This is a genomic window from Pseudarthrobacter sp. NPDC058329, assembly GCF_042879835.1.
GTDB lineage: Bacteria > Actinomycetota > Actinomycetes > Actinomycetales > Micrococcaceae > Arthrobacter.
In genome coordinates this window covers 103,933-130,692 of record NZ_JBHVZR010000006.1, presented here as the reverse complement: position 1 = coordinate 130,692, position 26,760 = coordinate 103,933, and the positions used below count along the sequence as shown (strand labels likewise).

31 protein-coding genes are annotated in these 26,760 nt (G+C 65.6%); 18 read left to right on the top strand and 13 right to left on the bottom strand.

Annotation, left to right across the window (positions count from 1 at the left end; all coding sequences use genetic code 11):
• Nucleotides 1-396: 396 nt before the first annotated feature.
• Together ACFVYC_RS10695 and ACFVYC_RS10690 are read left to right on the top strand one after the other, a co-directional pair.
• Complete coding sequence (locus ACFVYC_RS10695) at nucleotides 397-678, top strand: hypothetical protein (protein ID WP_387549657.1); 282 nt, start codon at nucleotides 397-399, stop codon at nucleotides 676-678.
• A 78-nt stretch (nucleotides 679-756) separates the two neighbouring features.
• Nucleotides 757-1,503 (top strand): ABC transporter permease, encoded by a 747-nt coding sequence (locus ACFVYC_RS10690; protein ID WP_387549655.1) that lies wholly within the window; start codon nucleotides 757-759, stop codon nucleotides 1,501-1,503.
• Here the strand turns inward: ACFVYC_RS10690 and ACFVYC_RS10685 are convergent.
• From ACFVYC_RS10685 to ACFVYC_RS10675, 3 genes are read right to left on the bottom strand one after another with little or no spacing between them, the layout of a single operon-like run.
• Nucleotides 1,500-1,952, bottom strand: a complete 453-nt coding sequence (locus tag ACFVYC_RS10685) for an SgcJ/EcaC family oxidoreductase (RefSeq protein ID WP_387549653.1) — start codon at nucleotides 1,950-1,952, stop codon at nucleotides 1,500-1,502. The genes ACFVYC_RS10690 and ACFVYC_RS10685 overlap by 4 nt on opposite strands.
• The gene (locus ACFVYC_RS10680) at nucleotides 1,949-2,959 is read right to left on the bottom strand and encodes an alpha/beta fold hydrolase (protein ID WP_387549652.1); all 1,011 of its coding nucleotides are present in this window, start codon (nucleotides 2,957-2,959) and stop codon (nucleotides 1,949-1,951) included. The genes ACFVYC_RS10685 and ACFVYC_RS10680 overlap by 4 nt, the downstream gene beginning before the upstream one ends.
• A gap of 53 nt (nucleotides 2,960-3,012) precedes the next feature.
• Nucleotides 3,013-3,378, bottom strand: coding sequence for a cupin domain-containing protein (locus ACFVYC_RS10675; RefSeq protein ID WP_387549650.1), 366 nt, complete (start codon nucleotides 3,376-3,378; stop codon nucleotides 3,013-3,015).
• A gap of 245 nt (nucleotides 3,379-3,623) precedes the next feature.
• On the opposite strand from ACFVYC_RS10675, the gene ACFVYC_RS10670 reads away from it, so the two are divergent.
• Entirely contained in the window at nucleotides 3,624-5,030 is a 1,407-nt protein-coding gene (locus ACFVYC_RS10670) for a rhodanese-like domain-containing protein (protein WP_387549648.1), read from the top strand.
• 84 nt (nucleotides 5,031-5,114) lie between these two features.
• Here the strand turns inward: ACFVYC_RS10670 and ACFVYC_RS10665 are convergent, their stop codons facing one another.
• The 3 genes from ACFVYC_RS10665 to ACFVYC_RS10655 form a co-directional block, all read right to left on the bottom strand.
• Nucleotides 5,115-6,443 (bottom strand): FAD-dependent oxidoreductase, encoded by a 1,329-nt coding sequence (locus tag ACFVYC_RS10665; protein WP_387549646.1) that lies wholly within the window; start codon nucleotides 6,441-6,443, stop codon nucleotides 5,115-5,117.
• A gap of 143 nt (nucleotides 6,444-6,586) precedes the next feature.
• Nucleotides 6,587-7,006 carry an arsenate reductase ArsC gene (locus ACFVYC_RS10660; protein WP_387549644.1) on the bottom strand — a complete coding sequence of 140 codons (420 nt, stop codon included), beginning with the start codon at nucleotides 7,004-7,006 and terminating at the stop codon, nucleotides 6,587-6,589.
• Between the two features lie 143 nt (nucleotides 7,007-7,149).
• A complete protein-coding gene (locus ACFVYC_RS10655) occupies nucleotides 7,150-7,821 on the bottom strand; it encodes a metalloregulator ArsR/SmtB family transcription factor (RefSeq protein ID WP_387549643.1) in 672 nt (223 codons plus the stop codon).
• Nucleotides 7,822-7,867: 46 nt separating this feature from the next.
• On the opposite strand from ACFVYC_RS10655, the gene ACFVYC_RS10650 reads away from it, so the two are divergent.
• Nucleotides 7,868-8,608 carry an aquaporin gene (locus ACFVYC_RS10650; protein ID WP_387549641.1) on the top strand — a complete coding sequence of 247 codons (741 nt, stop codon included), beginning with the start codon at nucleotides 7,868-7,870 and terminating at the stop codon, nucleotides 8,606-8,608.
• A gap of 27 nt (nucleotides 8,609-8,635) precedes the next feature.
• Nucleotides 8,636-8,977, top strand: coding sequence for a YnfA family protein (locus ACFVYC_RS10645; protein WP_387549639.1), 342 nt, complete (start codon nucleotides 8,636-8,638; stop codon nucleotides 8,975-8,977).
• On the opposite strand, the gene ACFVYC_RS10640 is transcribed toward ACFVYC_RS10645, so the two are convergent.
• The 3 genes from ACFVYC_RS10640 to ACFVYC_RS10630 form a co-directional block, all read right to left on the bottom strand.
• Complete coding sequence (locus ACFVYC_RS10640) at nucleotides 8,974-10,152, bottom strand: glutamate--cysteine ligase (RefSeq protein WP_387549637.1); 1,179 nt, start codon at nucleotides 10,150-10,152, stop codon at nucleotides 8,974-8,976. The two genes, ACFVYC_RS10645 and ACFVYC_RS10640, sit on opposite strands and share 4 nt — an antisense overlap.
• Before the next feature lie 97 nt (nucleotides 10,153-10,249).
• Nucleotides 10,250-10,552 carry a hypothetical protein gene (locus ACFVYC_RS10635; RefSeq protein WP_387549635.1) on the bottom strand — a complete coding sequence of 101 codons (303 nt, stop codon included), beginning with the start codon at nucleotides 10,550-10,552 and terminating at the stop codon, nucleotides 10,250-10,252.
• Nucleotides 10,549-10,716 carry a hypothetical protein gene (locus ACFVYC_RS10630; protein ID WP_387549634.1) on the bottom strand — a complete coding sequence of 56 codons (168 nt, stop codon included), beginning with the start codon at nucleotides 10,714-10,716 and terminating at the stop codon, nucleotides 10,549-10,551. Before ACFVYC_RS10630 ends, ACFVYC_RS10635 begins: the two co-directional genes overlap by 4 nt.
• Before the next feature lie 318 nt (nucleotides 10,717-11,034).
• On the opposite strand from ACFVYC_RS10630, the gene ACFVYC_RS10625 reads away from it, so the two are divergent.
• From ACFVYC_RS10625 to ctaD, 4 genes are all read left to right on the top strand, one after another.
• Nucleotides 11,035-11,292, top strand: coding sequence for a hypothetical protein (locus ACFVYC_RS10625; RefSeq protein ID WP_387549632.1), 258 nt, complete (start codon nucleotides 11,035-11,037; stop codon nucleotides 11,290-11,292).
• A gap of 49 nt (nucleotides 11,293-11,341) precedes the next feature.
• Nucleotides 11,342-11,566, top strand: a complete 225-nt coding sequence (locus ACFVYC_RS10620) for a hypothetical protein (RefSeq protein ID WP_387549631.1) — start codon at nucleotides 11,342-11,344, stop codon at nucleotides 11,564-11,566.
• A gap of 244 nt (nucleotides 11,567-11,810) precedes the next feature.
• Nucleotides 11,811-12,698 (top strand): cytochrome c oxidase subunit II, encoded by an 888-nt coding sequence (locus ACFVYC_RS10615; protein WP_387549629.1) that lies wholly within the window; start codon nucleotides 11,811-11,813, stop codon nucleotides 12,696-12,698.
• Nucleotides 12,699-12,718: 20 nt separating this feature from the next.
• Nucleotides 12,719-14,452, top strand: a complete 1,734-nt coding sequence (gene ctaD, locus ACFVYC_RS10610; protein WP_387549803.1) for a cytochrome c oxidase subunit I — start codon at nucleotides 12,719-12,721, stop codon at nucleotides 14,450-14,452.
• A 77-nt stretch (nucleotides 14,453-14,529) separates the two neighbouring features.
• Here the strand turns inward: ctaD and ACFVYC_RS10605 are convergent, their stop codons facing one another.
• Both ACFVYC_RS10605 and ACFVYC_RS10600 read right to left on the bottom strand, forming a co-directional pair.
• Nucleotides 14,530-15,480: a manganese catalase family protein gene (locus ACFVYC_RS10605; RefSeq protein WP_387549628.1), complete on the bottom strand. Its 951-nt coding sequence runs from the start codon at nucleotides 15,478-15,480 to the stop codon at nucleotides 14,530-14,532.
• Between the two features lie 131 nt (nucleotides 15,481-15,611).
• Nucleotides 15,612-16,136: a DUF2243 domain-containing protein gene (locus ACFVYC_RS10600; RefSeq protein WP_387549626.1), complete on the bottom strand. Its 525-nt coding sequence runs from the start codon at nucleotides 16,134-16,136 to the stop codon at nucleotides 15,612-15,614.
• Nucleotides 16,137-16,351: 215 nt separating this feature from the next.
• Here ACFVYC_RS10600 and ACFVYC_RS10595 point away from each other — a divergent pair, with 215 nt between their 5' ends.
• The 5 genes from ACFVYC_RS10595 to ACFVYC_RS10575 all read left to right on the top strand — a co-directional run bounded on the left by ACFVYC_RS10595 (nucleotide 16,352) and on the right by ACFVYC_RS10575 (nucleotide 19,703).
• Nucleotides 16,352-17,500 carry a zinc-dependent alcohol dehydrogenase gene (locus ACFVYC_RS10595; protein ID WP_387549625.1) on the top strand — a complete coding sequence of 383 codons (1,149 nt, stop codon included), beginning with the start codon at nucleotides 16,352-16,354 and terminating at the stop codon, nucleotides 17,498-17,500.
• A gap of 13 nt (nucleotides 17,501-17,513) precedes the next feature.
• Nucleotides 17,514-18,107 carry a hypothetical protein gene (locus tag ACFVYC_RS10590; RefSeq protein ID WP_387549623.1) on the top strand — a complete coding sequence of 198 codons (594 nt, stop codon included), beginning with the start codon at nucleotides 17,514-17,516 and terminating at the stop codon, nucleotides 18,105-18,107.
• Nucleotides 18,104-18,874: an MBL fold metallo-hydrolase gene (locus tag ACFVYC_RS10585; protein ID WP_387549622.1), complete on the top strand. Its 771-nt coding sequence runs from the start codon at nucleotides 18,104-18,106 to the stop codon at nucleotides 18,872-18,874. Before ACFVYC_RS10590 ends, ACFVYC_RS10585 begins: the two co-directional genes overlap by 4 nt.
• A 219-nt stretch (nucleotides 18,875-19,093) precedes the next feature.
• The gene (locus tag ACFVYC_RS10580; protein WP_387549621.1) at nucleotides 19,094-19,318 is read left to right on the top strand and encodes a hypothetical protein; all 225 of its coding nucleotides are present in this window, start codon (nucleotides 19,094-19,096) and stop codon (nucleotides 19,316-19,318) included.
• A gap of 124 nt (nucleotides 19,319-19,442) precedes the next feature.
• Nucleotides 19,443-19,703 (top strand): GlsB/YeaQ/YmgE family stress response membrane protein, encoded by a 261-nt coding sequence (locus ACFVYC_RS10575; RefSeq protein WP_387549619.1) that lies wholly within the window; start codon nucleotides 19,443-19,445, stop codon nucleotides 19,701-19,703.
• Nucleotides 19,704-19,791: 88 nt separating this feature from the next.
• Here the strand turns inward: ACFVYC_RS10575 and nhaA are convergent, their stop codons facing one another.
• On the bottom strand, nucleotides 19,792-21,129 hold the full coding sequence (nhaA, locus tag ACFVYC_RS10570; protein WP_387549617.1) for a Na+/H+ antiporter NhaA: 1,338 nt from the start codon (nucleotides 21,127-21,129) through the stop codon (nucleotides 19,792-19,794).
• A 238-nt stretch (nucleotides 21,130-21,367) separates the two neighbouring features.
• Here nhaA and ACFVYC_RS10565 point away from each other — a divergent pair, with 238 nt between their 5' ends.
• From ACFVYC_RS10565 to ACFVYC_RS10555, 3 genes are all read left to right on the top strand, one after another.
• Nucleotides 21,368-22,144, top strand: coding sequence for a hypothetical protein (locus ACFVYC_RS10565; RefSeq protein ID WP_387549615.1), 777 nt, complete (start codon nucleotides 21,368-21,370; stop codon nucleotides 22,142-22,144).
• A 33-nt stretch (nucleotides 22,145-22,177) separates the two neighbouring features.
• Nucleotides 22,178-22,873: a class F sortase gene (locus tag ACFVYC_RS10560; protein WP_387549801.1), complete on the top strand. Its 696-nt coding sequence runs from the start codon at nucleotides 22,178-22,180 to the stop codon at nucleotides 22,871-22,873.
• A 66-nt stretch (nucleotides 22,874-22,939) separates the two neighbouring features.
• Complete coding sequence (locus tag ACFVYC_RS10555; protein ID WP_387549614.1) at nucleotides 22,940-23,575, top strand: hypothetical protein; 636 nt, start codon at nucleotides 22,940-22,942, stop codon at nucleotides 23,573-23,575.
• Between the two features lie 10 nt (nucleotides 23,576-23,585).
• Here ACFVYC_RS10555 and ACFVYC_RS10550 read toward each other — a convergent pair whose 3' ends face one another.
• Nucleotides 23,586-24,260, bottom strand: coding sequence for a PAS and ANTAR domain-containing protein (locus ACFVYC_RS10550; protein ID WP_387549613.1), 675 nt, complete (start codon nucleotides 24,258-24,260; stop codon nucleotides 23,586-23,588).
• Between the two features lie 284 nt (nucleotides 24,261-24,544).
• Here ACFVYC_RS10550 and ACFVYC_RS10545 point away from each other — a divergent pair, with 284 nt between their 5' ends.
• Nucleotides 24,545-26,671 (top strand): copper-translocating P-type ATPase, encoded by a 2,127-nt coding sequence (locus ACFVYC_RS10545; protein ID WP_387549800.1) that lies wholly within the window; start codon nucleotides 24,545-24,547, stop codon nucleotides 26,669-26,671.
• Nucleotides 26,672-26,760 lie beyond the last annotated feature (89 nt).

Genomic DNA, 26,760 nt, shown 5'->3' with positions numbered 1-26,760 from the left:
CAGGACCGTGTCTTCCTGGCCCAACTGGCTCGCATTTATCGCACCGAAACCGCCGTTTCGCAGCGTTAAGTGCCAGCCACCTGTATCCCCGCAGCCCCCCGCCGAGGTGAGGGCCGTCGTCGTGCGTTCCTGCCCGGTTCCTTTTCCCGCCTCCGGGCAACGCGCAGCGCACGACGGCGTGTCCCGCCCCGGTGCGCCGCCTCGCGAGCGGCATTGAGTTCCCGCAGTCCGGCGAACGATTCGAAGGACCCGGCCGCTGCACTCTTCGAGCGCCCATCACTCTAGAGCGCAGAAATTTAATAAACACTGACCCATCCTTCACGCGCGTGGCTCCGAAGCACTTCAGCAGTACTTCCCCGCTTTCGTCATGCTCCACGACCTGAAGGAACGCCACCCATGAGCATCCCGAATTACACCCGCTTCCTTTCCGAATGCTTTGTGCAGGACTCAGAACGGCAGCCCGCTCTGCGCGAGGACGAGATCTACGGGGTCTACATCAGCTGGTGCATGCTCAATGCCGAGCAGCCAGGCAACACCACGTCCCTGTGGGCAGCCATGGACCAACAGGGACACACAAAGCAGGAGCGGTACGCCGGCCGCCAGGAATGGCCGGGGCTGACCATGAAAGGCCCGGCGGCAGTGGACTACATCCTCTCAAGCCAGCCCAGCCTGCTCTGACCCCGTCCGGCAGAGTCCAGCTGAGCCGCCGCGGTGACGCTCCCCATAGCAACCACGCCCGGCGGCTAGGCTGGGTTGATGGCCTTCCTCGCCACCCTGGCACCCACCTTCGCGGCAGTGGCCATCCTGACGTTGCTCACGGTTGCGGTGCTCCGGGGCTCGCGCACGCCGTCGTTCCTTGCGCCGGCCGTGGCCATTTTCCGCGGCGCTGCCCAACTGGCGCTCATCAGCCTGGTGTTGGGCGGCATCATCACCGATCCGCTGTGGGTGGGAGCGGCGCTGCTGGTGATGTTCAGCGTGGCGGCGGTGACGGCGACCCGCCGGCTGACGTGGTCCTGGCGGCGCTTCGCCGTGGTGTCAGCAACCCTGGCCGCCGGGATTCTGGTGACTCTCGGCGTCGTATTCGCCACCGGCGCTGTGGCGCTCGAGCCCCGCTACGTCCTGGCGATGGGCGGGATCGTGATCGGCAACTGCATGACCATCGCCGTGCTCGCCGGGCACCGCTTCCGTGAGGCGGTCCGTGAGCAGTGGGACCAGGTGGAGGGCTGGCTTGCGCTGGGCGCCACGCCCCGGCGCGCCACCCTCACCCAGGCACGCTACTCGGTGCATGCGGCCCTGATTCCCTCCACGGACCAGACCAAAACCACCGGTCTGGTGACCCTGCCGGGTGCCTTCGTGGGCGCGATCTTCGGCGGCGCCTCCCCGCTGGAGGCCGGACGGTTCCAGGTGGTGGTCCTGGCGTCCATCATGGCGGCGGGTGCAGTCACCGCCGTCGCGCTTGTCCGTTCGCTGGCCGCCGTGCGCGTGCGTCCCGGGCCGCTCTAGCCCTGTGGCAGCAGCTGCTGCAACTCCGCGGTCATCGCGGCCACCAGTTCAGGCCTGCCGTGAAACTGCGCGGGAGTGTTCTGGAAAAGTTCTATGCGCCAGGTCCCGCGTTCGACGACGGCCACCAGGCTCTGGTGCGCATTGGTGGGTGGCGCGATTTCGCCGCTTCCCGGCGGCACCATTCCGGCGATGGCGACAAGGAGCGCGGCGTCTGCTCCAAGGGGGCGCACATCCCGCACCTTGGTGACGTAGGTTGCGGTCTGGTGGTCTGTGAAGATGGGATTTAGGTGCCGGAAGACCTCGTCCGGCCCCGTGGCCGTACTGCCGTCAAACCCGATCTGAAGCCCTCTTGTTGCGAAGCAGTCAGCCATGCAGCGGGCGTCCTGCCGGTTCCAGGCGTTGATGAGCGTTTCGTAGAGTTTCTGAACTTCGTTCAGGTCCGGAGTCATTGTTGTTCCCCCAGGAATGTTTGGATTTCTCCGGCCATCCGCTTCGACTGGGTCCAGTGCAGGTAGTGGTGGCCCTCGAGTGGCACGATTCTATGGCGGGTGACGTTCTTCAGCAGGTTCTCCGCGGCGGCTGTTTTGGTGGCAGTGGTGTCAGGGTTTTCATCGGCAATGAAGGCCAGCACCGGCAGGTTGTTCGGGTAGGTCACTCCCCTGAGGGCTGCGGCGTTGTTTGCTATCCGGGCTGTTTCGTCGGCGACGGCGGAGTTGCCGTAGTTCCAACTGGTTATCAGGCGCATGCGTTGCAGTTCGCCGTCCGTGTAGGCCTCACTTTCCGGGTCAACAAAACTGGGGACGACGGCGGAGACCGCCCGCACTATCCCCGTCACGGCCAGGGCTTTTTGCCAGTTGAGTTCCGGCTCCGGGCCCGGAACCGGCCCGTCTCCGGCTCTCGGGATGGACGCGTCGATCCCCACAACGGCGGATACTTCGGCTGGGTACCGGTTCGCGTAGTCCAGCATGTAGAAACCGGCGATGGAGTGCCCTGCCAGGACGTACGGTTGCTTGATCTGGAGTTTGGTGAGTACTTCGTGGAGCTCGGTGCTGATGTTCTCGTTGGTCCGCGGCGGAGCGTCCATGTCGCTGTAGCCGTACCCAAACCCCTCGACGACGATGGTGTCGAAACCGTTGAGCTCACGGACTAACGGAGCGAAGTCAAGGCCGGGCGCCGGCGTTCCCAGGCCGCTGAGAAGGACGATCGGCTGGCCGCTCTCCGGCCCGTTCCGGTACACATTCAGCGCGCCGCTGCCTACGGCGATGCGTTCCCCGTAGGCACCCATGCCCGCTTTCTCCGTGGTCTCCAGGATCGCGTTGACCACCGTGGAGGCCAGTATCAGCCCAAGGACAACGGCGGCGGCGATGCCGGCCCGGCGCCACCCGCGCCGGGGCTTCCGCGCACCGAGGTTTTTGGTTTCCGATGCGCCGGAAGTCCTCTGGGGTGATGGGTTCATGCTGGGCCTTTCCAACCCGGAGCCTACCTTGGGCGGCCCCCAACTGCCCGGAATCAGGCCGGCTTGGCGAAGACCGCCGCGCTCATGATTTCGTAGCCCACGAACGTCTCGTCGCCTTCGACCCAGGCATCGTGGCCGGCCGGAATGGTGTAGGCCTTGCCGGGGGTAATCGTGGTGGTTTTGCCATCTTCCATCTTCACCGTCAGCGTTCCGGCGGAGCAGATTCCCACGTGATTGACCTGGCAACTGTCCGTGTGGACCACGGTCTTGACCGTCTCGGACCACTTCCACCCCGGCTCGAAAGTAAACCTGCCCAAAGTGGTGTCGCCGAGGTTGACCACATCGACCTGGGTTTTCGGCGGACGGCGCTGTTCATCGGGCTCGTCGAAGGACTTGGCTTCAAGGCCATTGATTGTCATTTCGTTCTCCAAACAGGGAGCATTTGAAACTGTTTGTCCGGAGCGCCCAGAACGGCTCCGGGTGTGATGGCTGGCGGGACTGCCGTGAGCCGTTGCCGCCAACGCTGACACCCAGCGGTATCAGGGTGCGCCCGCAAGTGGGCCCTGTCAATACGTTCGCCGCCCGGTCAAGGCCTTCGAAACGGCCGCCAGTTGGGGTATTAGAATCATGGCAAAGACCACCTCATTTCGGAGGAGGGCACCAGATGCTTTTCGAGCGCATCTACGACGACGATCTGGCCCAAGCCAGCTACCTGGTCGGCTGCCAGGCAAAGGGTGAAGCCGTTGTTGTTGATGGCCGCCGCGACATCGCCGTCTACCAGGAGTTGGCAAAAAGGAACGGCTTGAAGATCGTGGCCGTCACCGAGACCCACATCCACGCCGACTACCTCTCCGGAACCCGGGAACTGGCCGCCGCCACTGGCGCCACCATCTACGTCTCCGGCGAGGGCGGCCCCGACTGGCAGTACGGGTTCGGCGGCGAACGCCTTTACGACGGCGGCAAGATCACCATGGGCAACATCAGCATCCGGGCAGTGCACACTCCGGGCCACACCCCGGAGCACCTGTCCTTCCTCGTCACTGACGGCGCGTTCAGTGACCAACCCGGCTACCTGCTCTCCGGCGATTTCGTTTTCTCCGGTGACCTGGGCCGCCCGGACCTGCTCGACGAGGCAGCCGGCGGCACCGACACCCGTTTCGTGGGAGCCACGCAGCTCTTCGCGAGCCTGCGGGATAAGTTCCTGACCCTGCCGGACTATGTTCAGGTCCACCCGGCCCATGGCGCCGGCAGCTCCTGCGGCAAGGCCTTGGGTGCCGTCCCTTCCTCCACGGTGGGTTACGAACGCCGCTTCGCCTGGTGGGGCAAATATCTGGCTTCCAATGATGAGCAGGGCTTCATCGACGAACTGCTCGAGGGCCAGCCCGACGCGCACTCCTACTTCGCCCGGATGAAGCGCGAAAACCGTGAAGGGCCGGCCATCTTGGGCAGACGCGCCCCGCTCACGGAACTGGACCGTGCCGAGGTCGCCCAGGACCTCGCCGAGGGCAAGGCCACTTTTGTCGACACCCGCCCCAACGGAGCAGTCCACAAAGGCACCGTCGCCCGCTCCCTGAACGTTCCCGCCGGCAAGTCGGTGGCCAGCTATGCCGCCTGGGTGGTCAACCCCGAAACCGACAAGAACCCCCTGGTGCTCCTCGCCCCTGACCAGGCAGCAGCGCAGGTCATGTGGGACCACCTGGTGCGCGTCGGCATTGACAACGTCGCCGGCTATGTCACTGGCATGGAAGGTCTGCCCACGTCCACCCCGAAGCTGATCCGGCCGGCGGACCTTACCGGCTTTGACGCGGCCATGGTGCTGGATGTCCGGAACCGCAGCGAACACACTGCCGGGCACATCCCCGGCTCCCACCACCTCAGCGGCGGGCGCGCCATGTGGCACCTCGACGAGGTGCCCGGCGAAGGCACGATCGTCACCTACTGCCAAAGCGGGGCCCGGAGTTCGGTGGCTGCCAGTGCCCTGCGCCGGGCCGGGTACGACGTCGTCGAACTCGCCGGCAGCTATGCAGCCTGGACCGCCTGGCGGCAGACGCGGGAATCCGTGTCCAGTTGAACAGATAGGTCATCGGCCCGGCACGCGCTTCGGTGTGCCTGGATATGCGGTCCGGCCAACTGGCGCATGTGCTGCACCCGGCTTTTATGTTTGGCCGGAGCGGCCGTGGGTCAGCCCCGTGGGGAAGCCAACCAGCACAGGTGCCGGGACGTCGCAGCTGGTGCCGGCGTCGGTGGAGCAGACGCCGGTCTCGGGCAGTTCAAGCTGCACGGTATCGGCGGCTTCGTGATCTCCGGCCAACGCCGCGACCACGGAGCGGACCTGCTCGTAGCCCGTGGCCAGCAGGAAGGTCGGTGCCCGGCCATAGGACTTCATGCCCACGATGTAAAAGTCCTTGTCCGGGTGGGCCAGGACTTTCGCACCGTGCGGCGGGACGGTCCCGCAGGAGTGGAACTCAGGATCGATCAGGGGCCCGAGTTCCAGCGGCGCTTCCACGGCGGGGTCGAGGTCGAGCCGGAGTTCGCGCAGGATGTCCAGGTCCGGGCGGAAACCCGTGCAGGGAATCACGACGTCTGCTTCCAGGGTGCGGCCGTCAACGGATTCAACGGTCACGCCTGAGTCCAGGGCTTTCAGGGAGCTGATCCCGAAGCTGGTGTGGAGTTCGATTTTGCCTGCCTCCACGAGGCGTCGGACCCGGCCGCCGAGCTGGCCCCGCGCCGGCAGCCCGTCGGCGTCGCCGCCGCCGTAGACCTTTTCGGCGGAGTTACCACGGACGGCCCAGAGGATGCGGGTCTCCGGCTCTGCCTTGACGAGATCGGAAAGGCTGATGAGGGTGTTGGCCGCTGAGTGCCCGGACCCGACCACCAGGACACGGCGCCCCGCGAAGTCTGCACGGTCCCGGCCGGTGACGTCCGGTAGTGGCGCCGAGATCCGGTCCGCTGCAGCGTCCTCGCCGATAGCGGGCAGGCCGGAGGTTCCCAGCGGGTTGCGACGGGACCAGGTGCCGGAAGCGTCGATGACCGCAGCCACGGTGTGGTCGCGGGTCTCGTCGTCGGCGTGCTCCACCCGGACGGTGAAGGGGGTGGTGTCCCGGCCGCGGACGTGGGTCTTGTCCAGCCCCTGCCGGGTGACAGCGACGACGCGCGCGCCGGTCTGCAGCCGGGAGGCAATCTGCGGCAAGGCGGCGAGCGGTGCGAGGTAGTTGTCGATGAGCTCGCCGCCGTAGGGCAGTGCAGTGGGCCGGGGGGACTCCCAGCCGGTGGCTTCGAGCAGGCGGAGGGCGGCGGCGTCGAGGTTGAAGCGCCAAGGTGAGAACAACCGGATGTGGCGCCATTGTTCGATGGCCGCGCCCGCCGTCGTGCCTTCCTCAAAGACGAGCGGCTCCAGGCCGCGCTCAAGCAGGTGGGCGGCCGCGGCCAGCCCGACGGGGCCGGCGCCGATCACGGCGACCGGAAGTCGCTTCACTGAATCCATGCTGTCCTCAAGTTTCTCCGGTCTCTCCGGGGTGGTGCGGTTGGCCGGTGTGGTCAGCAGCAGTCCTGGTCATCGTCGCAGCAGCCTGAGTCGCCGCAGCATCCTGTCCTCATGTCAGCTCACCTCCTCCCCTGTCCAGCGGGTTATGAGGCGGGTACGAGGGACGCGATCAGTCCCTCAATACGGGTTTTGATCTGGTCGCGGATGGGGCGGACGGATTCCACGCCCTTGCCGGCCGGGTCTTCCAGGACCCAGTCCTCGTAGCGCTTGCCGGGGAAGTACGGGCATTCGTCGCCGCAGCCCATGGTGATCACCACGTCTGATTCCTTGACGGCCTCGGTGGTGAGGACCTTGGGGATCTCGGTGGACATGTCGATGCCCACCTCCGCCATTGCTTCGACGGCAGCGGGGTTGATTTTGTCGGCGGGCTGGGATCCAGCGGAACGGACCTCGATCCCGCCCTTGCCGAGGGCGGTCAGGAACGCGGCGGCCATCTGCGACCGGCCTGCGTTATGGACGCAGACAAACAGGACGGAGGGCTTTTTGGCGGTGTCGGTGCTCATTGTTTTGCTCCTGTAATCAGTGAGGGGTGGACCGGCCGTTGAGTGGTCATGCCCGCACTTCCTGCATCACATATTGAAGGTTATCGATGCAGGAAGTATCGGGCATTACATTGATGATTGTCAATATGCAGTGCAAGGGATTCTCAGGCCGCCCGCACCCGCGGCGCGAGGTCGTTGATGCGGTGGGAAATGTCCTCGAAGGCGGACTCGAAGGCCTCCTGGGTGTTGGTCCGCAGCGGATCCGGTACGGACCAGTGCGCTCCGCCGAGACCGGTCAACTCCTCATGGGCGTTGTCGCAGACGGTGATGACGAAATCGCCGTCATGCACTCCCTCGAGTCTGCGCGGCGGCACCTTGGGGAGGTCGAGACGATGGCGGCGGGCGACGTCGATGGCCCCCTGCGCGATGCGGTCTCCTGGGTGCGTTCCGGCCGAAGTGGAGGGGATGCCGCTGGCCCGCTTCCAAAGGGCGGCCGCAAGCTGGGAGCGGGCACTGTTCCGGGTGCAGACAAACAGAACGCGGGTGGCGGCGTGTTCGACGCCGGGCGCCAGGCCTTCCAGCGCACCGGCAGCCAGGCGGATGTAGCTTCGCCGCTTGTCGGCCTCGGAGCGTTGCCGGGCCACCAGACCCGCCTCCTCCAGGGCACGCAGATGGTGGGACAGCAGGTTTGACGGCATTCCCAGCTCGGCCTGCAGTTCCGTGGGTGAGAAGTCACCGAGGGTCAGCAGGTCCACAATGCGGAGCCTCGCCGGATCTGCGAGCGCCGCGTGCTTGGCAACCCGCAACCGGAACGCTTCAGCTGGCTCAGTTCTCATTGACTCAATTTTGACTGAGGTAATTTGTTGAGTCAAGCTTGGTGCCATGACTACCACCCAGCCGCCGTTGTGGCGCCGTGCGGTTGCCGAGCTTCTTGGCACCAGCCTGCTCGTGATGATCGTCGTCGGCTCCGGAATTATGGCCCAGCAGCTCTCCCCGAACGACGTCGGCCTGCAGCTGCTGCAGAACAGTACGGCCACGGTGCTGGGCCTGACCGTCCTGATCCTGGTGTTTGGTCCGGTCAGCGGCGCGCACTTCAACCCGGTGGTCTCGCTGGTGGACTGGATCCTGGGGCGGCGCAGCGGCACCGGCCTGACCCTGCCGGAGCTGGGCACGTACGTGGCCGCCCAAGTGCTCGGTGCCATCAGCGGCAGCGTGGTGGCTAACGCCATGTTTGAGGTGGGTACCTCCATCTCGGGCAAGGACCGCGCCACAGGCGGGCACCTGCTCGGTGAAGTTGTTGCAACGGCGGGGCTCATCCTGCTGATCTTCGCACTCGCCGCCACGAAGCGGGGCGTCCTGGCCGCACCGGCGGTGGGCGCCTACATCGGGGCCGCATATTGGTTCACGTCCTCCACCTCGTTCGCGAACCCCGCCGTGACCGTGGGCCGCATCTTCAGCGACACCTTCGCCGGCATTGCACCTGCCTCGGTGCCCGCCTTCGTCATCGCCCAGCTTGTCGGGGCGGCTGCGGGCCTGGGTCTCCTGCTCCTCCTGTTTCCCTTCGCAGCCCGGGCCGCGGACGACGTCGTCCTTCCGCACGAGGCGGACACAACCAGGTCCTAGCCCGGGCCACCTGCCAAAATAAGTCCTGTGACTATCGCAAAGACCATCCTGCTGTTTATTCTTGCCGCCGCCGCTGAGATTGGCGGCGCATGGCTGGTCTGGCAGTCCGTCCGGGAGGGCAAGGAATGGTGGTGGGCCGGACTGGGTGTTATTGCCCTGGGCATTTACGGTTTCGCTGCCACCTTGCAGCCGGACGCACACTTCGGCCGGATTCTGGCAGCTTACGGCGGGGTGTTTGTGGCCGGCTCCCTCGTGTGGGGCATCGTCTTTGACGGCTTCCGGCCGGACAGGTGGGACATTGCAGGTTCGGCGATCTGCCTGCTCGGCGTCGCCGTGATCATGTTCGCCCCGCGCAACGCTGCCCTTTAGCCTTCTTCGGTAGGGACCCCCACCGTCCAGTCGGCGGCATCCCGCACAACGTCCGCCAGGTCCCCGGTGCGGTGCAGGACCTCGAGCTGCCGCACTGCTCCGGTCCCGGCGTCGAGCAGACTGTCCACCAGGCTCTCCACCCGCCCCAGGTCACCGATGTCCGCCAGCGCCGCGCCGATGTGGCTCATGAGGGAATTTACGACGGCGAGCGCCGGCACCGGCCGGCTTGTCACCGGATCCAGCAGCTCACCCCGCAGGCCCCATCTGCTCGCCTTCCAGCTTGCCAGTCGCAGCAGCGCGGTAGATACAACCTTTGGCGGAGTTCCTTCCCGCCATTCCCGCGCCGCGGTCTCCACCAGACCCCGGGCAACGCCTGCCAGCAGCACGGTGTTTTCCGGCCGGAGGCACACATCGGCAAGCCGGATCTCCACCGTGGGGTAATGCCGCGAGAGGCGCGCGTCAAAGTAGATCATCCCCTCGTCCATCGCGACGCCGGTAGCCACCATGTCGTGGACCAGCTGGAGATAGCTCTCCGGGGTGCGGAGGATTTCCAGCGGACCGGCGGAAGGCAATCGGTTCCAGACCTGGGAACGGTAACTGGCGTACCCGGTGTCTTGGCCGTGCCAGAACGGGGAGTTGGCGCTAAGGGCGATCAGCACCGGCAGCCAGTTCCGGATCCGGTCCAGCACAGCCACCCCCTCCTCCGCTGACTCCACTGAAACGTGGATATGGCAGCCGCAAGTGAGCTGCTCGCGGGCGGTCAGGCCATATTCCTCCGTGATGGCCTTGAACCGCCGGAGCTTCACGGGATGGGGATTAGCAAGAAGCGGAGAAGTGGCCAGCGCGGCTACCCTGACCCCTACGTCCTGCGCAGCCTGGTGCGCAATGGCCCGCCCGGCAACGATGTCTGTCTGGAGGGCTGCCAAGGTGGAGTGCGGTGGCGTGACCACCTCGATCATCTCCTGCTGGAACTCAGCCGTAAGGACAGGACCGGCGCTCAAGTCCATCGGGCGGACGTACAGGTTCAGGAGTGCACCCGCTGCCGGTACCGCACTTCCGCTGCCGGAGTCCACCAGCAGAAGTTCCTCCTCTATTCCAAACGTACGACGGCGTCCGGCGTCCGCTGCTATATCCCCAGCTTGTGCCGGGGCGCCTTCCGCTTGTGAGCCGTCCATCGCCGTCGTCCTTTGTCATTCCAGCCGGGAACCTTCGTCCCAGAAGCATGCCAGCGTGACGGCACCGTTTACCAGTACTTCGAGGTTGGCGCTTTCGTCAGCGGGGCCCGGCAGGGCTGGCCGGGTTCGCGTGGGCCTTCTCGAACGTGATCAGCTGCCCCACTTCCCCAGGCAATGGAAGAGCTTTGTTGCCGGCCAATTGAACGTGGACGAGGTCCAGCAACTCCGCTGCCCTCAGGTTCAACCGCCGGGATTCATCCAGGTCCCGGTCCAGCCGGAGGACCTCAGCGCGCAGCTCTGCGATATCGGCCGCGGCTACGGCCAGCCGCAGGTTCACCTCTTCCAGCGGATCGCTCAGTGGCTCATGCCCATCCAAAGCGTCACTCAGGAAATCGTTCATGGCAGGGCCTTCACTTTCGGTCGGCGGAGGGCATCGAGGACTTCCACCAGCCCCATTTGGGGATAAGGCCCGCCGTACGGCAGCCCCTCTTCCACAAAATGCGGGTCGCTCACGTGGATCAGCACATGGCTGGGCTTCGAGTACTCGGACGGGAGCAGGTGCATAAGAGCCCTTTAGCTGTCCCCGGGCGCAGCCCAAGGAAATGTACTGACGGGCTCTGCATGCCGTCGCAGGAAGAACATAATAAGCACGCTTATCAAAAGTTGGGAAGACCCGTCCATTGTTACGGGCGTGCGATGGCGCCGCCCTTCCGCCCCTCAGGCCCGACGGCGGCGGGAGGCTGTACTTCCCTTCCCGCCGCGGGTAGATTCGGGAGCGTGGCGGGCATAAATCCCGCCATCCCTGGCCCTTCTGCATCGGTCAGGGAAGTAGCCGCTGGAGCAAGCCGGCGGCATATGTTGCAGAAACCGGATCGAGCCTTCATGCCGTCCTCGCATTTCCAGCAGTTCCTTGAACAAGCCACCATTCATGACCCTGAAGCCGAACACCCGCTAGGCCCTGACTGCCTTTACGGTCTCTACATCAGCTGGGCGTCGCTGCACGGCTTCCGGGCCAAATCGGACCAGGCCTTCCGCGCGGGCATGCTGCGCTGCGGCGTGGACGTGAACCACTCCCAGCTGCACATGACCGGTCCCGCCGCGGCCGATTACATCCTCAGCAGCTACCCCAACGTCGCTTGAAGCGACCGGGAAGCGGCGCGCCAGACCACGCTTATCAGGGGGGACAGCCATGGGATTCGAGCCGCACGAGCCGGAGCAGCGCAGCCAGCTCAACTCCACCCTGCTAAAAGCCGACATCACCGTTTCCGAGCTCTGGCTGCAGTACTTCAGCATGAGCGGTGCCGCCGGCGAATATGAGGTCAATGCCTACGTGGAGGGGCTGATCTCCCTTCCTGCCGTCCAGCGGGACCTGCTGGCCATGGCCGCCAGGGAAATCATGAGCGGGACGCCCTGACGCGGCGCCCCACGGTGGGGCCAAGCCGAAGTGACGCCCGACGGCATAGTTCCGCGCCGCCGTCGGCCGCCCCTTGCCGGGCTGCCCCCTGATTTCGGTACCCAGCGGGCGGACCCAGGAACGGTTTTATGCCTCTTCCATCCGCCTCCATCCCGCGCTAGGGTGGGCTCAAAACCACTGGCCAGAGCCATGGGTTATTGGGCTCATGCAGCTGGGCCTCTGGGTATTTCCGGAGGGAACCGCGGTGAGCAGCACTGGAAAGAACTCCCCGAAACGGCGGCGTGGTGCCGCTCTCATTCCTGTTCCTGCCCTGCTGGCTTTGACTTCCTGTTCAGCGGAGGTCCAGCGGGGCTGGCTGCCCGCCGAACGGGACATCACGGACCACACCCCGCTGGTCACCGACCTGTGGGTGAACTCGTGGATCGCGGCGCTGATTATCGGCGTGATCACTTGGGGGCTCATCCTGTGGTGCGTCATCGCGTACCGCCGCAGGAAAGATACTGTCGGGTTTCCGCGGCAGATGAGTTACAACCTCCCACTCGAGGTCTTCTACCTCTCTGTACCGCTCATGGTGGTGGGCGTCTTCTTTGTGTTCACCGACCGTGACCAGCGTGCCATGGACGACCGCTTCGAGGACCCGGACGTAGTCATCGATGTGCGCGGCAAGCAGTGGGCGTGGGACTTCAACTACGTCAAAGAGGACGTCCATGAGGACCCGGGCGTGCAGGCCCACCTGGACGGCAACTTCGGCACGCCTGACCGGCTGCCCACCCTGTACCTGCCGGTGGACAAAAAGGTTGAACTGCAGCTGAACTCCCGTGACGTCCAGCATTCCTTCTGGGTAGTGGAGTTCATGCAGAAACGGGACATGTACCCCGGCGAAAACCAGTTCAACAGGTACATCGACATCATCCCCACCCGCACCGGTGAATACACCGGCAAATGCGCTGAACTCTGCGGTGAATACCACTCCGAGATGCTCTTCAAGGTCCGGGTAGTGACCGAACAGGAGTACAACAGCCATATCGCCGACCTCCGGGCCAAGGGCAATACCGGCATCCGCGGCGATGAGTACGACCGGAATCCGGCACGGCCAGCCTTGGAACAGGCACAACAAAGGACGGAACCGTAATGACCACCACCGGCCAGAACATGGGCACAACGTCGGCAACCGCCGCACCTGCGGTGGTCAGCCGGCCCAAGGGCAGCATGGTGGTCAACTGGATCACCACCACCGACCACAAAACCATCGGATACCTGTACCTGATCGCCTCGTTTGTGTTCTTCTGCCTGGCCGGCGTGATGGCGCTGCTGATCCGCGCCGAACTGTTTGAACCCGGCATGCAGATTTTGCAGACCAAGGAGCAGTACAACCAGCTGTTCACAATGCACGGCACCGCGATGCTGCTGATGTTCGCCACCCCGCTGTTCGCCGGGTTCACGAACGTGATTATGCCGCTGCAGATCGGCGCGCCGGACGTGGCGTTCCCCCGGCTGAACGCGCTGGCTTTCTGGTTCTTCCTCTTCGGTTCCATCATCGCCACCTCCGGCTTCATCACACCCCAGGGTGCTGCGTCCTTCGGCTGGTTCGCCTACGCGCCGCTGTCCAACACCACGTTCACGCCAGGGATCGGCGGGGACCTGTGGGTGTTCGGCCTGGCGCTGTCCGGCTTCGGCACCATCCTCGGTGCGGTCAACTTCATCACCACCATCATCTGCATGCGCGCCCCGGGCCTGACCATGTGGCGGATGCCGATCTTCACCTGGAACGCCCTGGTCACGTCCATCCTGGTGCTGATGGCCTTCCCGCCGCTGGCCGCCGCGCTGTTCGCGCTCGGTGCGGACCGGAAGTTCGGCGCCCACATCTACGATCCGGCCAATGGCGGCGCCATCCTCTGGCAGCACCTGTTCTGGTTCTTCGGCCACCCCGAGGTGTACATCATCGCGCTGCCGTTCTTCGGCATCGTCTCGGAAATCTTCCCGGTGTTCAGCCGCAAGCCGATCTTCGGCTACAAGGGCCTGGTCTACGCCACCATTGCGATTGCCGCCCTGTCCGTGACGGTGTGGGCCCACCACATGTACGTCACCGGCGCGGTGCTGCTGCCGTTCTTCGCGTTTATGACCATGCTCATCGCGGTGCCCACCGGCGTGAAGTTCTTCAACTGGATCGGTACCTTGTGGGGCGGTTCCCTGACCTTCGAGACGCCCATGCTGTGGAGCCTGGGCTTCCTGATCACGTTCCTCTTCGGCGGCCTCACCGGCATCATCCTCGCCTCCCCGCCGCTGGACTTCCACGTCTCCGACTCCTACTTCGTGGTGGCGCACTTCCACTACGTGGTGTTCGGCACCGTGGTGTTCGCCATGTTCGCCGGGTTCTACTTCTGGTGGCCCAAGTTCACCGGCACGATGCTGAACGAGCGGCTGGGCAAAATCCACTTCTGGCTCCTGTTCCTCGGCTTCCACGGCACCTTCCTGATCCAGCACTGGCTCGGTGTTGAGGGTATGCCCCGCCGGTACGCCGACTACATGCCGGAGGACAACTTCACCTTGATGAACCAGTTCTCCACCATCAGCTCCTACCTGCTCGGAGCGTCCCTGATCCCGTTCCTGTGGAATGTCTACATCACCTGGCGGACCGGCAAGAAGGTCACAGTGGATGACCCGTGGGGCTTTGGTGCGTCACTGGAGTGGGCCACGTCCTGCCCGCCGCCGCGCCACAACTTCACCTCGCTGCCCCGGATCCGCTCTGAGCGGCCGGCCCTGGACCTGCACCACCCCGAGCTCAGCATCCGGGAGCACGAGCCTGTGCACGGGCCCGTGGCCGCCGCCCTTGGCGCGGCCGACATCGGTGAACGCGACGTACGGGATCCGGACCCCAACAAATAAGCACCCGCAACGAAGCCCCCTGCCAGCCGGTTCATTCTGGGTACCGGCCGGCAGGGGGCTTCTTGCTGGGCTCTGGTCTAGCCCTTTGCCTCTTTCGGGTTGTCAGCGTCCTTGAGTTCGATTTCGGCGGTGGCCTGGATGAGGGCGAGCAGCTCCGGGTCCAGTCCCGGGGCGAACTCTTCCTTGCGCTCCGGTGACATCTTGATGGGGACGCCCGTGGGCATGGTCTCGGTGCTCAGTTCGGTGCCGTCGTTCGACGGCGACGCGCCCCGGTAGAGCTTCCCCGCCTGGCTGAGGTTGTCCGCACTGAAGGTGTACTGGATGCTCTGCAGGCCCTTGTCCAGAAGCTTTTTGACTTCGGGGAACTGCTCGGCGTTGGTCTTGGGGATGGGCAGGACCTTGCCCCAGTTCACGCCGAGGCTTTCCAGCGCCTTGGCGAAGGCGTTCTCGTGCGCCTGGTCCCGGACGATCAGGTAGGCAATGGTGGAGCGGGCCGTCTTGTTCTCGGTCATCTCGTAGATGCGGCATTTCTGCAGGCGGCCGGTGGATTCCAGCATCAGGTTGTACAGCAGGTCCAGGACCAAATTTCCGCTGTTGTAGACGTAGGATCCGCTCCACGGGTTCCCTGCGGCGTCCACGGGCAGCGCGCCCTGGGCGCCCACCAGGTAGTGGTGGATGTTGCTGGTGTCCAGCGCGATCTTCAGCGGCGTGGCACCCTTGGCGCCGGGCTGGTCCACGGGATCGGTCTTCTTCCCCTGGTAGCGCGGGGAACCGTCCAGGAGCTGGGAAATAGTGGTGCCGATAAGTTCGACGTGGCTGATTTCCTCGGTCCCCACGCCCTGAAGCAGGTCTTTATAGGGTTTGGAGGCCGGGTCGCCGCGGAAGTTCATGCTCTGGAACAGGTACTGCATCATGGTGCGCATTTCACCGAACTGGCCGCCCAGGCCCTCCTGCAGGGCGTTAGCAGCTGCCGGATCAGGCTCATCGGCAGCAATTTCGTTGATAAGAAGTTCAGTATGCAGGTACATAAATAATTCTCTCCTCGTTATGTGCTCTGTTGCCGGTTCACGCTGCGGGCCCGGTTACTGCTGGACCTGTCCGTGGCCGGAATTGCTGTCACGCCGATACGCGCCGGCAGCCGAGTTAGTCAGCATGCTTACTATCCTGCATCATGTCCGCCGCTTTGACCAGACGTTGCACTACTCCGGTACAAAAGCCACCCGCCCACAGCGAGCACCACACTGACCGCGAGGAAGCCGAGGTCCCAGGCCAGCGGCCCCCCGAGGTCGTCCCGGACGTGGTGGATCTGCAGCAGCTGGTGGTTGATGAGGCCCTCGATGATGTTGAAGGCACCCCAGCCACACAGGGCCAAGCCGGTGTGGAATCTCCAGCGGGCAGACAGCCGCCCCTGCTGCCGGGCACGCACGGTGAGGGCGGCCGCGGCCACCACCAGGACCCACATGGCGCTGTGGAACAGGCCGTCCGCCAGGGTGTTTAGCTCCAGGCCCGCCACAGTCTTGGTGTTGCCGCTTTCGGTGTGGCTGAGCATGTGGTGCCACTGCAGCACCTGGTGCAGGACGATGCCGTCCACAAAACCGCCGATGCCCATGCCGAACAAAAAGGCCGGGGCCCTGGCCGGCGCTCCGACGGCCGTCGCCGGCGTGGTTCGCGTTTCCCTTGACACTCTTCCGCCCCTTCGATCGGTGCACCTTTCACCTTGCCCCTACCCGCCGTCGGACGCCCTAAGCAGCTTGGAGCGCACTATCAGTACCCGCGCGCGGACCCTTGACCAACTCCAGCCCGAGGTGGAAACGTAGGGCGGGCGGTGCGCCTCCAGCAGCGGGGTTGTTCCTGCCCAAGACGGAACCGCACTGCCAGCCCACCATCAAGGCGGCACACATGCGAGCAATGGTTTACCGCGGCCCGTACAAAATCCGGGTCGAAGAAAAAGACATTCCCAGGGTCGAACACCCCAACGACGCGATTGTCCGGGTCACCACGGGGGCGATTTGCGGCTCGGACCTGCACCTCTACCACGGCATGATGCCGGACACCCGGGTGGGTATGACGTTCGGTCACGAGTTTGTGGGCGTGGTGCACGAGGTGGGTTCCTCGGTGCAAAACCTCGCACAGGGCGACCGCGTGATGGTCCCCTTCAACGTCTACTGCGGCTCCTGCTACTTCTGCTCCCGCGGCCTGTTCTCGAACTGCCACAACGTGAACCCGAACGCGACGGCGGTGGGCGGCATCTACGGCTACTCCCACACCTGCGGAGGGTACGACGGCGGCCAGGCTGAGTTTGTGCGTGTCCCTTTCGCTGACGTGGGGCCTGCCGGGATTCCGGACTGGATGGACGAGGAGGACGCCGTCCTGCTCACCGATGCGCTTCCCACCGGCTATTTCGGCGCCCAGCTCGGGGACATCACAGAAGGCGACACGGTGGTGGTCTTCGGCGCCGGGCCGGTGGGCCTGTTCGCGGCCAAGTCCGCCTGGCTGATGGGCGCCGGCCGGGTGATCGTCATCGATCACCTGGAGTACCGACTGGAGAAGGCCCGGACCTTCGCCCACGCCGAAACGTACAACTTCGTGGAGTACGACGACATTGTGGTGCACCTGAAGAAAGCCACTGACTACCTGGGTGCCGACGTCGTGATTGATGCGGTGGGTGCCGAGGCGGACGGCAACTTCCTGCAGCACGTCACCGCCGCGAAACTGAAGCTGCAGGGCGGATCCCCCATCGCCCTGAACTGGGCCATCGACTCCGTCCGGAAAGGCGGCACCGTGTCCGTGGTCGGCGCGTACGGCCCACTTTTCAGTGCCGTGAAATTCGGCGACGCCGTGAACAAGGGCCTGACGCTGCGGATGAACCAGTGTCCGGTCAAACGGCAGTGGCCGCGGCTTTTCGAGCACATCCGGAACGGGTACCTGAAGCCCAGCGACATCGTCACCCACCGCATCCCGCTGGAGCATATTGCGGAGGGTTACCACATGTTCTCGGCGAAGCTTGATGGCTGCATCAAACCCCTTATCGTTTCCACCCCAGCCTGAAAGGACGAGCACCATGGCTGAGATACCAACGCCCTACACCGCCGGCAAGCCTGCCTTGAAGGAGTCCGTGGAGGAGCTGCGGGCCCGCATCCCGGGATGGGGCGTGGACCTGGACCCGGCAGACCGGCCCTCCTTCCCGCGCGAGCAGCCCGGGATCCAGACCGGTGCGCACTGGGACTTCCCGGAACGCCAGGAAGAGAAGTGGCCCCGCGAGAGGTCCATCGAGCATGCGTTTGTGACACCTGTCTTCGGCACCTCCACTCCGCCTGCTGGGACGTCGGGTGCCATCCGGAAGTACGCCTATGCCAGGTTCAGCGAGGGCCGGGCCGCGCACTGGCTGCTGCTTATTGCCGCGGACCGGGTGGACGCCATGGAACACCACCTTGCCTCGCTGGCCACCCTCCGGCCGGACAACCCGGTGACCGGGACGGGCGTGCTCAGCGAATTTTCCCGGAACGGCGTTGGCTCCCGGCTTGGGAAGAAGCGGGCCGACGTGAACCACCAGTGGATCGACCCGCTCCTGGTGGGCGGGCCCTGGGTGCTGGCCGGCCTGGGCGGCGTTGTGGCGGTGCGGGCGCTTCGGCGGGCAGCGGGAGCGCGGAGATGACGCAGGCCACCTCGGGCAGGGCGTCCTTCACCACTGTGGCCGAGGGCGTCCACTGCGTCTCCGAGGCCTTCGTCAACTTCTACCTCGTGGAGAGCCCCGACGGGCTGACCCTGGTGGACTCCGGGCTGCCGGCCATGTGGAAGACGCTGGAGGGATCGGTCCGGTCTTTGGGGCACGCGGTAGGCGATATTAAGGCCGTGGTCCTCACCCACGCCCACTTTGACCATCTGGGGCTGGCGCACCGGCTGCACACGCAGTTCAGGATCCCGGTCTGGGTCCACGGCGGCGACTCCTTCATCGCCCGCCACCCCTACCGCTACCAGCACGAGAAGTCCCGCTTCGTCTTTGCGCTGGCCCACCCCGGCGGCCTGCCCGTCCTGGCCAGCATGACCAAGGCCGGGGCGTTGCGGGTCAAGGGCGTGGACGACCTGACCCTGTTTCCAGCCGAACTTGGCATCCTGCCGGTGCCGGGACACCCCGAGGTGGTGTTCTCCCCCGGCCACACTGCCGGGCACTGCGGGCTGTACCTGAGGGACCGGGATGTGCTGTTCAGCGGCGACGCCCTGGTAACGCTGGACCCGTATACCGGACGCACGGGGCCGCGGATCGTGGCAGGGGCTGCCACCATGGACAGCCGGCAGAACCTGGAAACCCTGACGCCGCTGGCACGGACCGGCGCTTCCCTGGTGCTGCCCGGGCACGGCGAACCCTGGACGGCCGGCGTCGCGGAGGCAGTGGCAACAGCCCGGCGCGAGGCGTCATCCTGACGGCCGGGTGAGTTTCGACACCCTGCCGCAGAATCGACGCGCGTATTCGCTGACGCGGCCCGGATTCCGGCGCGTCGATGAATTTGCGCGTCGAAGGTGAGTCTCCGCATCGCGGTTCCTGATCCCTGGTCACAGGAAAAACACCCTGTTGAAACATTTCAGCAACCTCCGCGGGGCAAGCTGGACGTACGGGGACACTACTGCAGGAGGCACCGCATTATGGAGGCACAAAAAGTACTGACGGCCCAGCTCCGCATCGGCGACCAGATCGAGGCGTGGCACAACGGCAAGCTCTTCCACCGGGGGCGGGTCACCGACGTCGTACCCGCCCTGGAACTGTTCTGGATCCTGGACGCGAGGACCGGCACGCGGAAGCTGCTCGATCCGGAGGCGCTGGAGATCCGGCACGTCGAGGCTCCGGTGGCGCCGCTGGCTACGGCCTGAAGGCCGACGTCCACTGGGGCGCTGATTCGGGGGCAGTGTCCGGGGCCGTGCATAGAATGAGTTTCATGCGGAACCACCGCGGAAGTCCGGGCGTCACATGCCCGCAACCACGAAGGAGCACACCGTGATTGGATTCATTGTTGCCGGCCTGATCATCGGCGCGCTTGCCCGCCTCATCAAGCCGGGCAAACAAAACCTAAGCCTGCTCGCCACCTTGCTGCTGGGGCTTGTCGGCTCGGTCATCGGCGGAGTGGTGGCTTCACTCCTGGGCACCGGCAACATCTTCGAACTGAACTTCCTGGGGTTCATCGTGGCTGTCATCGCCTCGGTGCTCCTGGTGGGCACCGCGGAGGCAGTCGTCGGGCGCCGCTCAGTACGCCGCTAGGGAAAGTACCCCGTTATGAAGTCAGGGCGGGGTCACTTACAGCCCATCTGAGCACTACTGATGGGCCGTAAGTGACCCCGCGTTAGCTTTAGCCCCGGTCCTGGTAAACGTCCGGGACGCCGTCGTGGTCCGCGTCCACTTGCTCGGCCTCCTCGGCCGCGCGGTACTGGCGGTTTCTGGTCAGGAGCACGGCCGTGGCCAGCAGCGCCGCCAGCAATGAGGCGGTCAGGATTCCCACCTTGGCGTGGTCATCCTGCAGGGTGCCCTGGCCGAAACTCAGCTCGGCCACCAGCAGCGACACCGTGAAGCCGATGCCCGCCAGCAGTGCCACACCGAAAACGTCGATCCATTTGAATGAGTCGTCCAGCCGCGCCCTGCTGGTTTTGGTCAGCAGCCAGGTGGTACCCATAATGCCGATCGGCTTGCCGAGGACAAGGGCAACGATGATGCCCAAAGCCACCGGGTCGGCAAGGGCGGAGGCGAACCCGTTCAAGCCGCCCACTGCCACACCGGCCGAGAAAAACGCGAAGATCGGCACCGCCAGGCCTGCGGAAATCGGCCGGAAGCGGTGCTCAAAGATTTCCGCGAGGCCCGGTCCTGCTTCCGGCCCGCCGCCTGCCTGTGAACGGATCACGGGAACGGCGAAGCCCAGCAGGACCCCTGCCACCGTGGCGTGGATGCCCGACGAGTGGACAAGTGCCCACGTAACCGCGCCGAGCGGCAGCAGGATGAACCACGCCGCCGCCGTCTTGCGGCCGAAGAAGTGGCGGTACTTGTGTGCCAGGAACGCGTAGAGGGCCAGCGGAAGCAGGGCCAGGAGCAGCGGCAGAACCTGAAGATCGCTGGAGTAGAAGAACGCGATGATGCCAATGGCGATGAGATCGTCCACCACGGCCAGGGTCAGGAGGAAGATCCGCAGGGCGCTGGGCAGGTGGGAGCCGATGATGGCCAGGACCGCCACCGCGAAGGCGATGTCCGTGGCCGTGGGGATGGCCCAGCCGCGCAGGGTCTCCGGGCTGGTGAGGTTGATCAGGGCGTAAATGATGGCCGGGGCGGCCACCCCTCCAGCGGCCGCGGCCACCGGAACGATCGACTTGTCCAGCTGCCGCAGGTCCCCCGCCACGAATTCCCGTTTGAGCTCCAGGCCCACGAGGAAAAAGAAGATGGCCAACAGCCCGTCGGCCGCCCAGGCACCGAGGCTGAGGTCAAGGTGCCACGGCTCGTAGCCAATTTTGTAATCCCGCAAGGCGAAGTAACTGTCCGCGGCAGGTGAGTTGGCCCAGACCAGTGCGATAAGCGCCGCGGAAACCAGCAGCGCTCCGCCCACGGTCTCTTTGCGCAGCAGCTCCCCGATCCGCAGCGCTTCGGCATAGCTGCCCCGTCCGAAGATGGTGGAGCGGGTTGGGGCTGGGGGCGTCTGGCTCATGAAGTCCTCAAATTCGGGGTCGGCAAAACTATGCCGACCAGACTTCCCGGCGCACCTTCGATCCATCCTACAGGGCTGGTTCCGGGACACCCGGAGCGGGCAGCATGCGGGATCTCCACAAACGGGGTTGGCTTGTGGCGGGGTTCACTTTTTTCCCATCCGTAACAGGAGCAGCCGCGAAGTACCTATGTCCCTCACCTGGGATGACATCGTCACTTGTATGAGGAGACTATTTTTGATGAACAAGACACTCCGCTTTATGGCTGTTCCCACCCTCGCTCTGGGCGGCCTGGCCCTCACCGGCTCCCCTGTCATGGCCCACGACGGCGCCCACCACTACCAGTCCACCCTGGCCCAGCTCAACGGCAGCGCCGGCTCAGGCACCATCACCGTTGATGTCACGGGCAACCAGGCTCACGTGGTCCTGAACGTTTCGGGCATGCCGGCTACGTTCATGGACGCACCGTATCCCCACGTCCAGCACATCCATGGCGGAGCCCAGGGCGTCTGCCCGGACCCTTCAGCGGATAAGGACGGCGACCAGGTCATTTCCACCACTGAAGGCGCCCCGTCCTACGGCGGCATCGTCACCACCCTTTCCACCAGCGGTGACACCAGCCCCGCAGCAGGCCTTGACCTCAAGGTCGGCGGCCAAGGTGCTGCCTACACCGTTGACCGCACGTTCGAACTGAACGCCGAAACCAAGGCGGCCCTGGAAGCGGGCACCGCAGTGGTGGTTGTCCACGGCCTTGACCCCGCCACGCTCAGCGCAGCGGGTCAAGCCGCCAAGAGCGACCTGGCACCGACACTTCCGCTCGCCGCTACCTCCCCCGCATTGTGTGGAACCTTGACCCCCGGTCAGATGCAGATGCCCGCCGGTGGCGCTGACACCGGCGTCGCCACCGAAACCGGCACCGACACGGGAGCACTCGCCATCGGCAGTGGCCTCGCCCTGATCGCCCTCGCTGGCGGAGCCTACGTTGTCCGCCGCCGTTCCGTCGCTGCCGCAGCCTAAGCACCGGCCAAACGGATTACTACTGTGACAACAATGAATTCCGGCGGCCGCGGGGGCCTGCGGGCCACCACGGCCGCCGGAGTTCTGCTCCTGCTCGCCCTGGCAGGCTGCGGCACCGGAATTTCCGGAACGCCCGACGCCGGCGTCCCACCTTCGGCTTCAGCCGCAACCTCCGCGGCACCCACCACCGCCGCGACGAGCCCGGCAGGACCCGCACCAGCGGCTTCGAGCCCGGCGCCCGCCGCACCTGCCGCTTCGCAGCCTGCTGTCCTGCCCCGCTCTGAGCCGGTAACCCTTGAAATTCCGGCCATCGGCGTGCGTACCGAGCTCCTGAAGCTTGGCCTGCGGGATGACGGCACCCTCGAGGTCCCCCAGGACGATGGCAACGGCGCCCCTGCCAGCTGGTACAACGGTTCACCCACCCCCGGCGAACGCGGCCCGTCGGTCATGCTGGGCCACGTTAACTCACCCAACAGACAGGGCGGCGTTTTCGCCGATCTCCGAAAGCTACGTCCAGGCACCGAGATCAACGTGTCGCGAACCGACGGCAGCACGGCCGTGTTCACCGTTGACCGCGGCGAGCTTTACGGCAAAGACAGTTTCCCCACCCTCGAGGTCTATGGAAACACTGCCGGTTCTGAACTTCGGCTCATAACCTGCGACGGCTACGATCCCGCCACAGGCCTCTTCGACGACAACTACGTGATCTACGCCAAACTCAAAGCCTGACCCGGGAACCGCGAACATAACTACCGGCCGCAAACCCTCACCGGGAACGGCCAGGACGGAAAAGCGATGAAAAACCGCGCACCACTTCTGGCGACGTTGACACTCTCGTGCCTTCTGCTCTCGGGCTGCGCCGCGGCGGCGGGGTCCGTGGGAGCGGTTCCCGCACCGGCGTCGGACGCTTCTTCATCACGTAGCACGCCGGCGTCGGCCGGGCACAGCGGCGGGCATCACAACTCCGGCACCTCCTCCCCCCGCGCCTCCGCGGACGGGCCGAGCGAAGCCGCCCAAATGGTGTGCGGGGACCAGCCGATGGACAGGCTCGCCTCAATCCTCGATCTGGAGCAGGATCCCCACACGGTGAACAGCTGGGCCGACAGCACGTTCACCTGCATTTACCACTTGGATGAAGGGGCGCTGGAAATCTCCGTCCGGGAAGCCGGGGACCAAGCGGCGGCACTGAACTACTTTGACGCCATGCAGGCGCTCGCTGGCGACGCGAAACCCATCGAGGGCCTGGCGAACTTGGGGTTTCCTGCCTATGAGACGGCGGACGGGCAGGTAGTGTTCCAGAAGGACAACTTCGTGCTGCAGGTGGACGCCTCAGACCTGCCCCAGGCCTTGGGTCCGGACGCCATCACCCGGAACGCCCTGGCCTACCAGCTGTCCACCACGATCCTGGCGTGCTGGGTGGAGCATCATTAGGCTTGTCCGCTCAGCCTGCCCGCCGCCGGGTGCTTCCCGGCGGCCTGCTGTCGTGGGCTATGGCTTTGACGGCGGCGTCAAGGTAGCCGCCGGACGCTGACGAGTTTGCCAGCTGCACCAGCTCGGCTGCTACCACCACCAGCTTGACGTTGCGGTGACTGCTGGTGCTCACCAGCACCCTAAACGCGTCCTCCGAGCCCAGGTTCAGCTGGCCCATCAGGATGCCCCGCGCCTGGTCGATGACGCTGCGGGTGGAGGTAGCGCCCGCCACCGCTTCCCGGGTTCTCTCCTCGGTTTCGCGCTGGAGCGTGGACGTGAGGTCAATCATCACGCCTTCCAGGGCGGTGACCTTTCCGGCATCGTCCACAATGGCCTCGCCGGACGTCAACACCCGGCGGGTCCGGCCGCGGGAGTCGATGATCCGGTGGTACATGCAGAAGTAGCCGCCGGCTTGGGACACCTGCGCCACAATTTCCTCGCATCTGGGCCGGTCCTCCGGGTGCTTGTGCGAGAACAGCAACTCCACGGTGGGCACCACCTCGCCGCGCTCATACCCGTGCAGCTGGAACATGCCGTCCGACCACTGGACCTTCCAGCCGTCCAGATCCACGTGGAACGTGCCCGCCACGCACTGGTTGTCCCCCAAGGCACTTGAGTACGTGTAGGGGCCGCTCAGTTCAGCCACAGAGCCACCTCCGGTCTATCTTCCAGCCCTGCCCCAGCGCGGGCGCGGGCGTCTTTGCCCTTAACACCAGTATGTCGTTGTTATCGCACGGCGGATAGGCCGGGCGCCCTTGTGCTGTACGCGGGCAGGGCGGGTGGTGCCGACTCTTGACAGCTATACCCCCTGGGGGTATATTTTCGGTGTTGTCAGTGAAGTGGTATGTCCCGGCCGGTGCCCCCACCGGCTTTCACAGCCGTTCAACCCCAGCGCCCATGGACCTTCGCCAAGGAATGGAAACTGACATGATGCTCTCCCGCGTTTCTCATCACCACACGCGCCATCACGACGACGACGGCCCCCCAGGTGCCACCCGCACCAAGGCGGGGGCTGCTTCACCCGCCCACATCCATCACGACGACCACGCCGTCCACACCCACGGGCAGCACGCCGGACACAGCACGTCCATGTTCAGGAACAGGTTCTGGCTCACACTGGCGCTGTCTGCTCCCGTGGTCTACTTCAGCCCCATGGTGGGCCACATCCTCGGTTACATGGCCCCGATATTCCCGGGCTCAACCTGGATCCCGCCCGTCCTGGGCACGGTGATTTTCCTCTACGGCGGCCAGCCGTTCCTCAAGGGCGGGCTGCAGGAGCTGAAGGACCGGCGGCCGGGGATGATGCTCCTGATCGCCATGGCCATCACCGTCGCGTTCGTGGCTTCCTGGGTCACCAGCCTCGGACTGGGCGGCTTCGACCTGGACTTCTGGTGGGAGCTGGCCCTCCTGGTGGCCATCATGCTGCTGGGCCACTGGATCGAGATGCGGGCACTGGGTTCCGCCCAGGGCGCCCTCGACGCCCTCGCCGCCCTGCTGCCCGATGAAGCCGAACGCATCACGGACGGCGGCACTGAGACTGTTTCCGTCGCGGAACTCCGGCCCGCCGACCTGGTCCTGGTGCGCTCCGGTGCCCGCATGCCCGCCGACGGAACCGTGGTGGAAGGACAGGCCGAGTTCGATGAGTCCATGATTACGGGCGAATCCAAGACGGTGGCCCGTGGTCCCGGCGATGCGGTGGTGGCTGGAACTGTAGCAACGGACAACAGCGTGCGGGTCCGGGTTGACGCTGTGGGCGAGGGCACCGCGCTGGCCGGAATCCAGCGGCTGGTGGCCGAGGCGCAGGCATCGTCGTCGCGCGCCCAGGCCCTGGCCGACCGCGCCGCCGCCTTCCTGTTCTACTTCGCGGCCGGCGCCGGCGTGCTCACCTTCATCGTGTGGACGCTGCTGGGCAGCATCCCGGAAGCAGTGACCCGCACCGTGACCGTCCTGGTGATCGCCTGCCCGCACGCCCTGGGCCTGGCCATTCCGCTGGTCATCGCCATCTCCACGGAACAGGCCGCCCGCGCCGGGGTCCTGCTCAAGAACCGGATGGCTTTGGAGCGGATGCGCACGGTTGACGTGGTCCTCTTCGACAAGACCGGCACCCTCACCACCGGCGAACCGGAGCTGACGGACCTGGCGGCTGCTCCGGGCATTGAGGCCGATGCGCTGCTGGCCCTGGCCGCCGCCGTCGAGTCGGACAGCGAGCACCCCGTGGCGCGGGCCATTGTCCGCGCGGCCCGGGAGCGGAAGCTGGCCCTGCCCGCGGTGGCCCAATTCGCGTCGCTCACTGGCCGTGGCGTGCGCGCCTCCGTGGACGGCCGCAGGGTGCACGTCGGCGGGCCCGCGCTCCTGAGTGAGCTGGCCGCCGTCGTACCTCCTGCCCTGGCGGCCACGACGCGCGGGTGGATGGACCGCGGCGCCGCTGTCCTTCATGTCATTGACGACGGCGGCAGAGTCCTTGGGGCGGTCAGCCTGGAGGACGCGGTGCGGGCTGAGTCCCGGCAGGCGGTGGGAGCCCTGCAGCAGCGCGGTGTCAAGGTGGCCATGGTCACCGGCGACGCCCGGCAGGTGGCCCAGGCCGTGGCTGCAGACCTGGACATCGACGAGGTGTTCGCGGAGGTCCTGCCCGCGGACAAGGACAAGAAAGTGGCTGAGCTGCAGGCACGCGGCCTGAAAGTGGCCATGGTGGGCGACGGCGTCAACGATTCCCCTGCCCTGGCCCGTGCTGAAGTGGGCATCGCGATCGGCGCGGGCACGGACGTTGCTATGGAATCGGCCGGTGTAGTGCTCGCCGGAAACGACCCGCGCGCGGTGCTCTCGATGGTAGACCTGTCGCGGGCGAGTTACCGCAAGATGTGGCAGAACCTCGTTTGGGCAACGGGCTACAACATCGTGTCCGTGCCGCTGGCGGCGGGCGTCCTGGCTTTCGCCGGGGTGGTGCTCTCTCCGGCCGCCGGCGCGGTGCTGATGTCCGCATCCACAGTCGTGGTGGCCTTGAACGCCCAGCTGCTGCGGCGGCTGCGCCTCAACCCCGATGCGTACGGCCTGACATGACCATCTCTCACTTTCTGCCGCCGAAACCCCAACGCTCCATCACTACCCGCCGCCCACACCCCAACGCTCTTGCAGATCCAGCAGAAGGA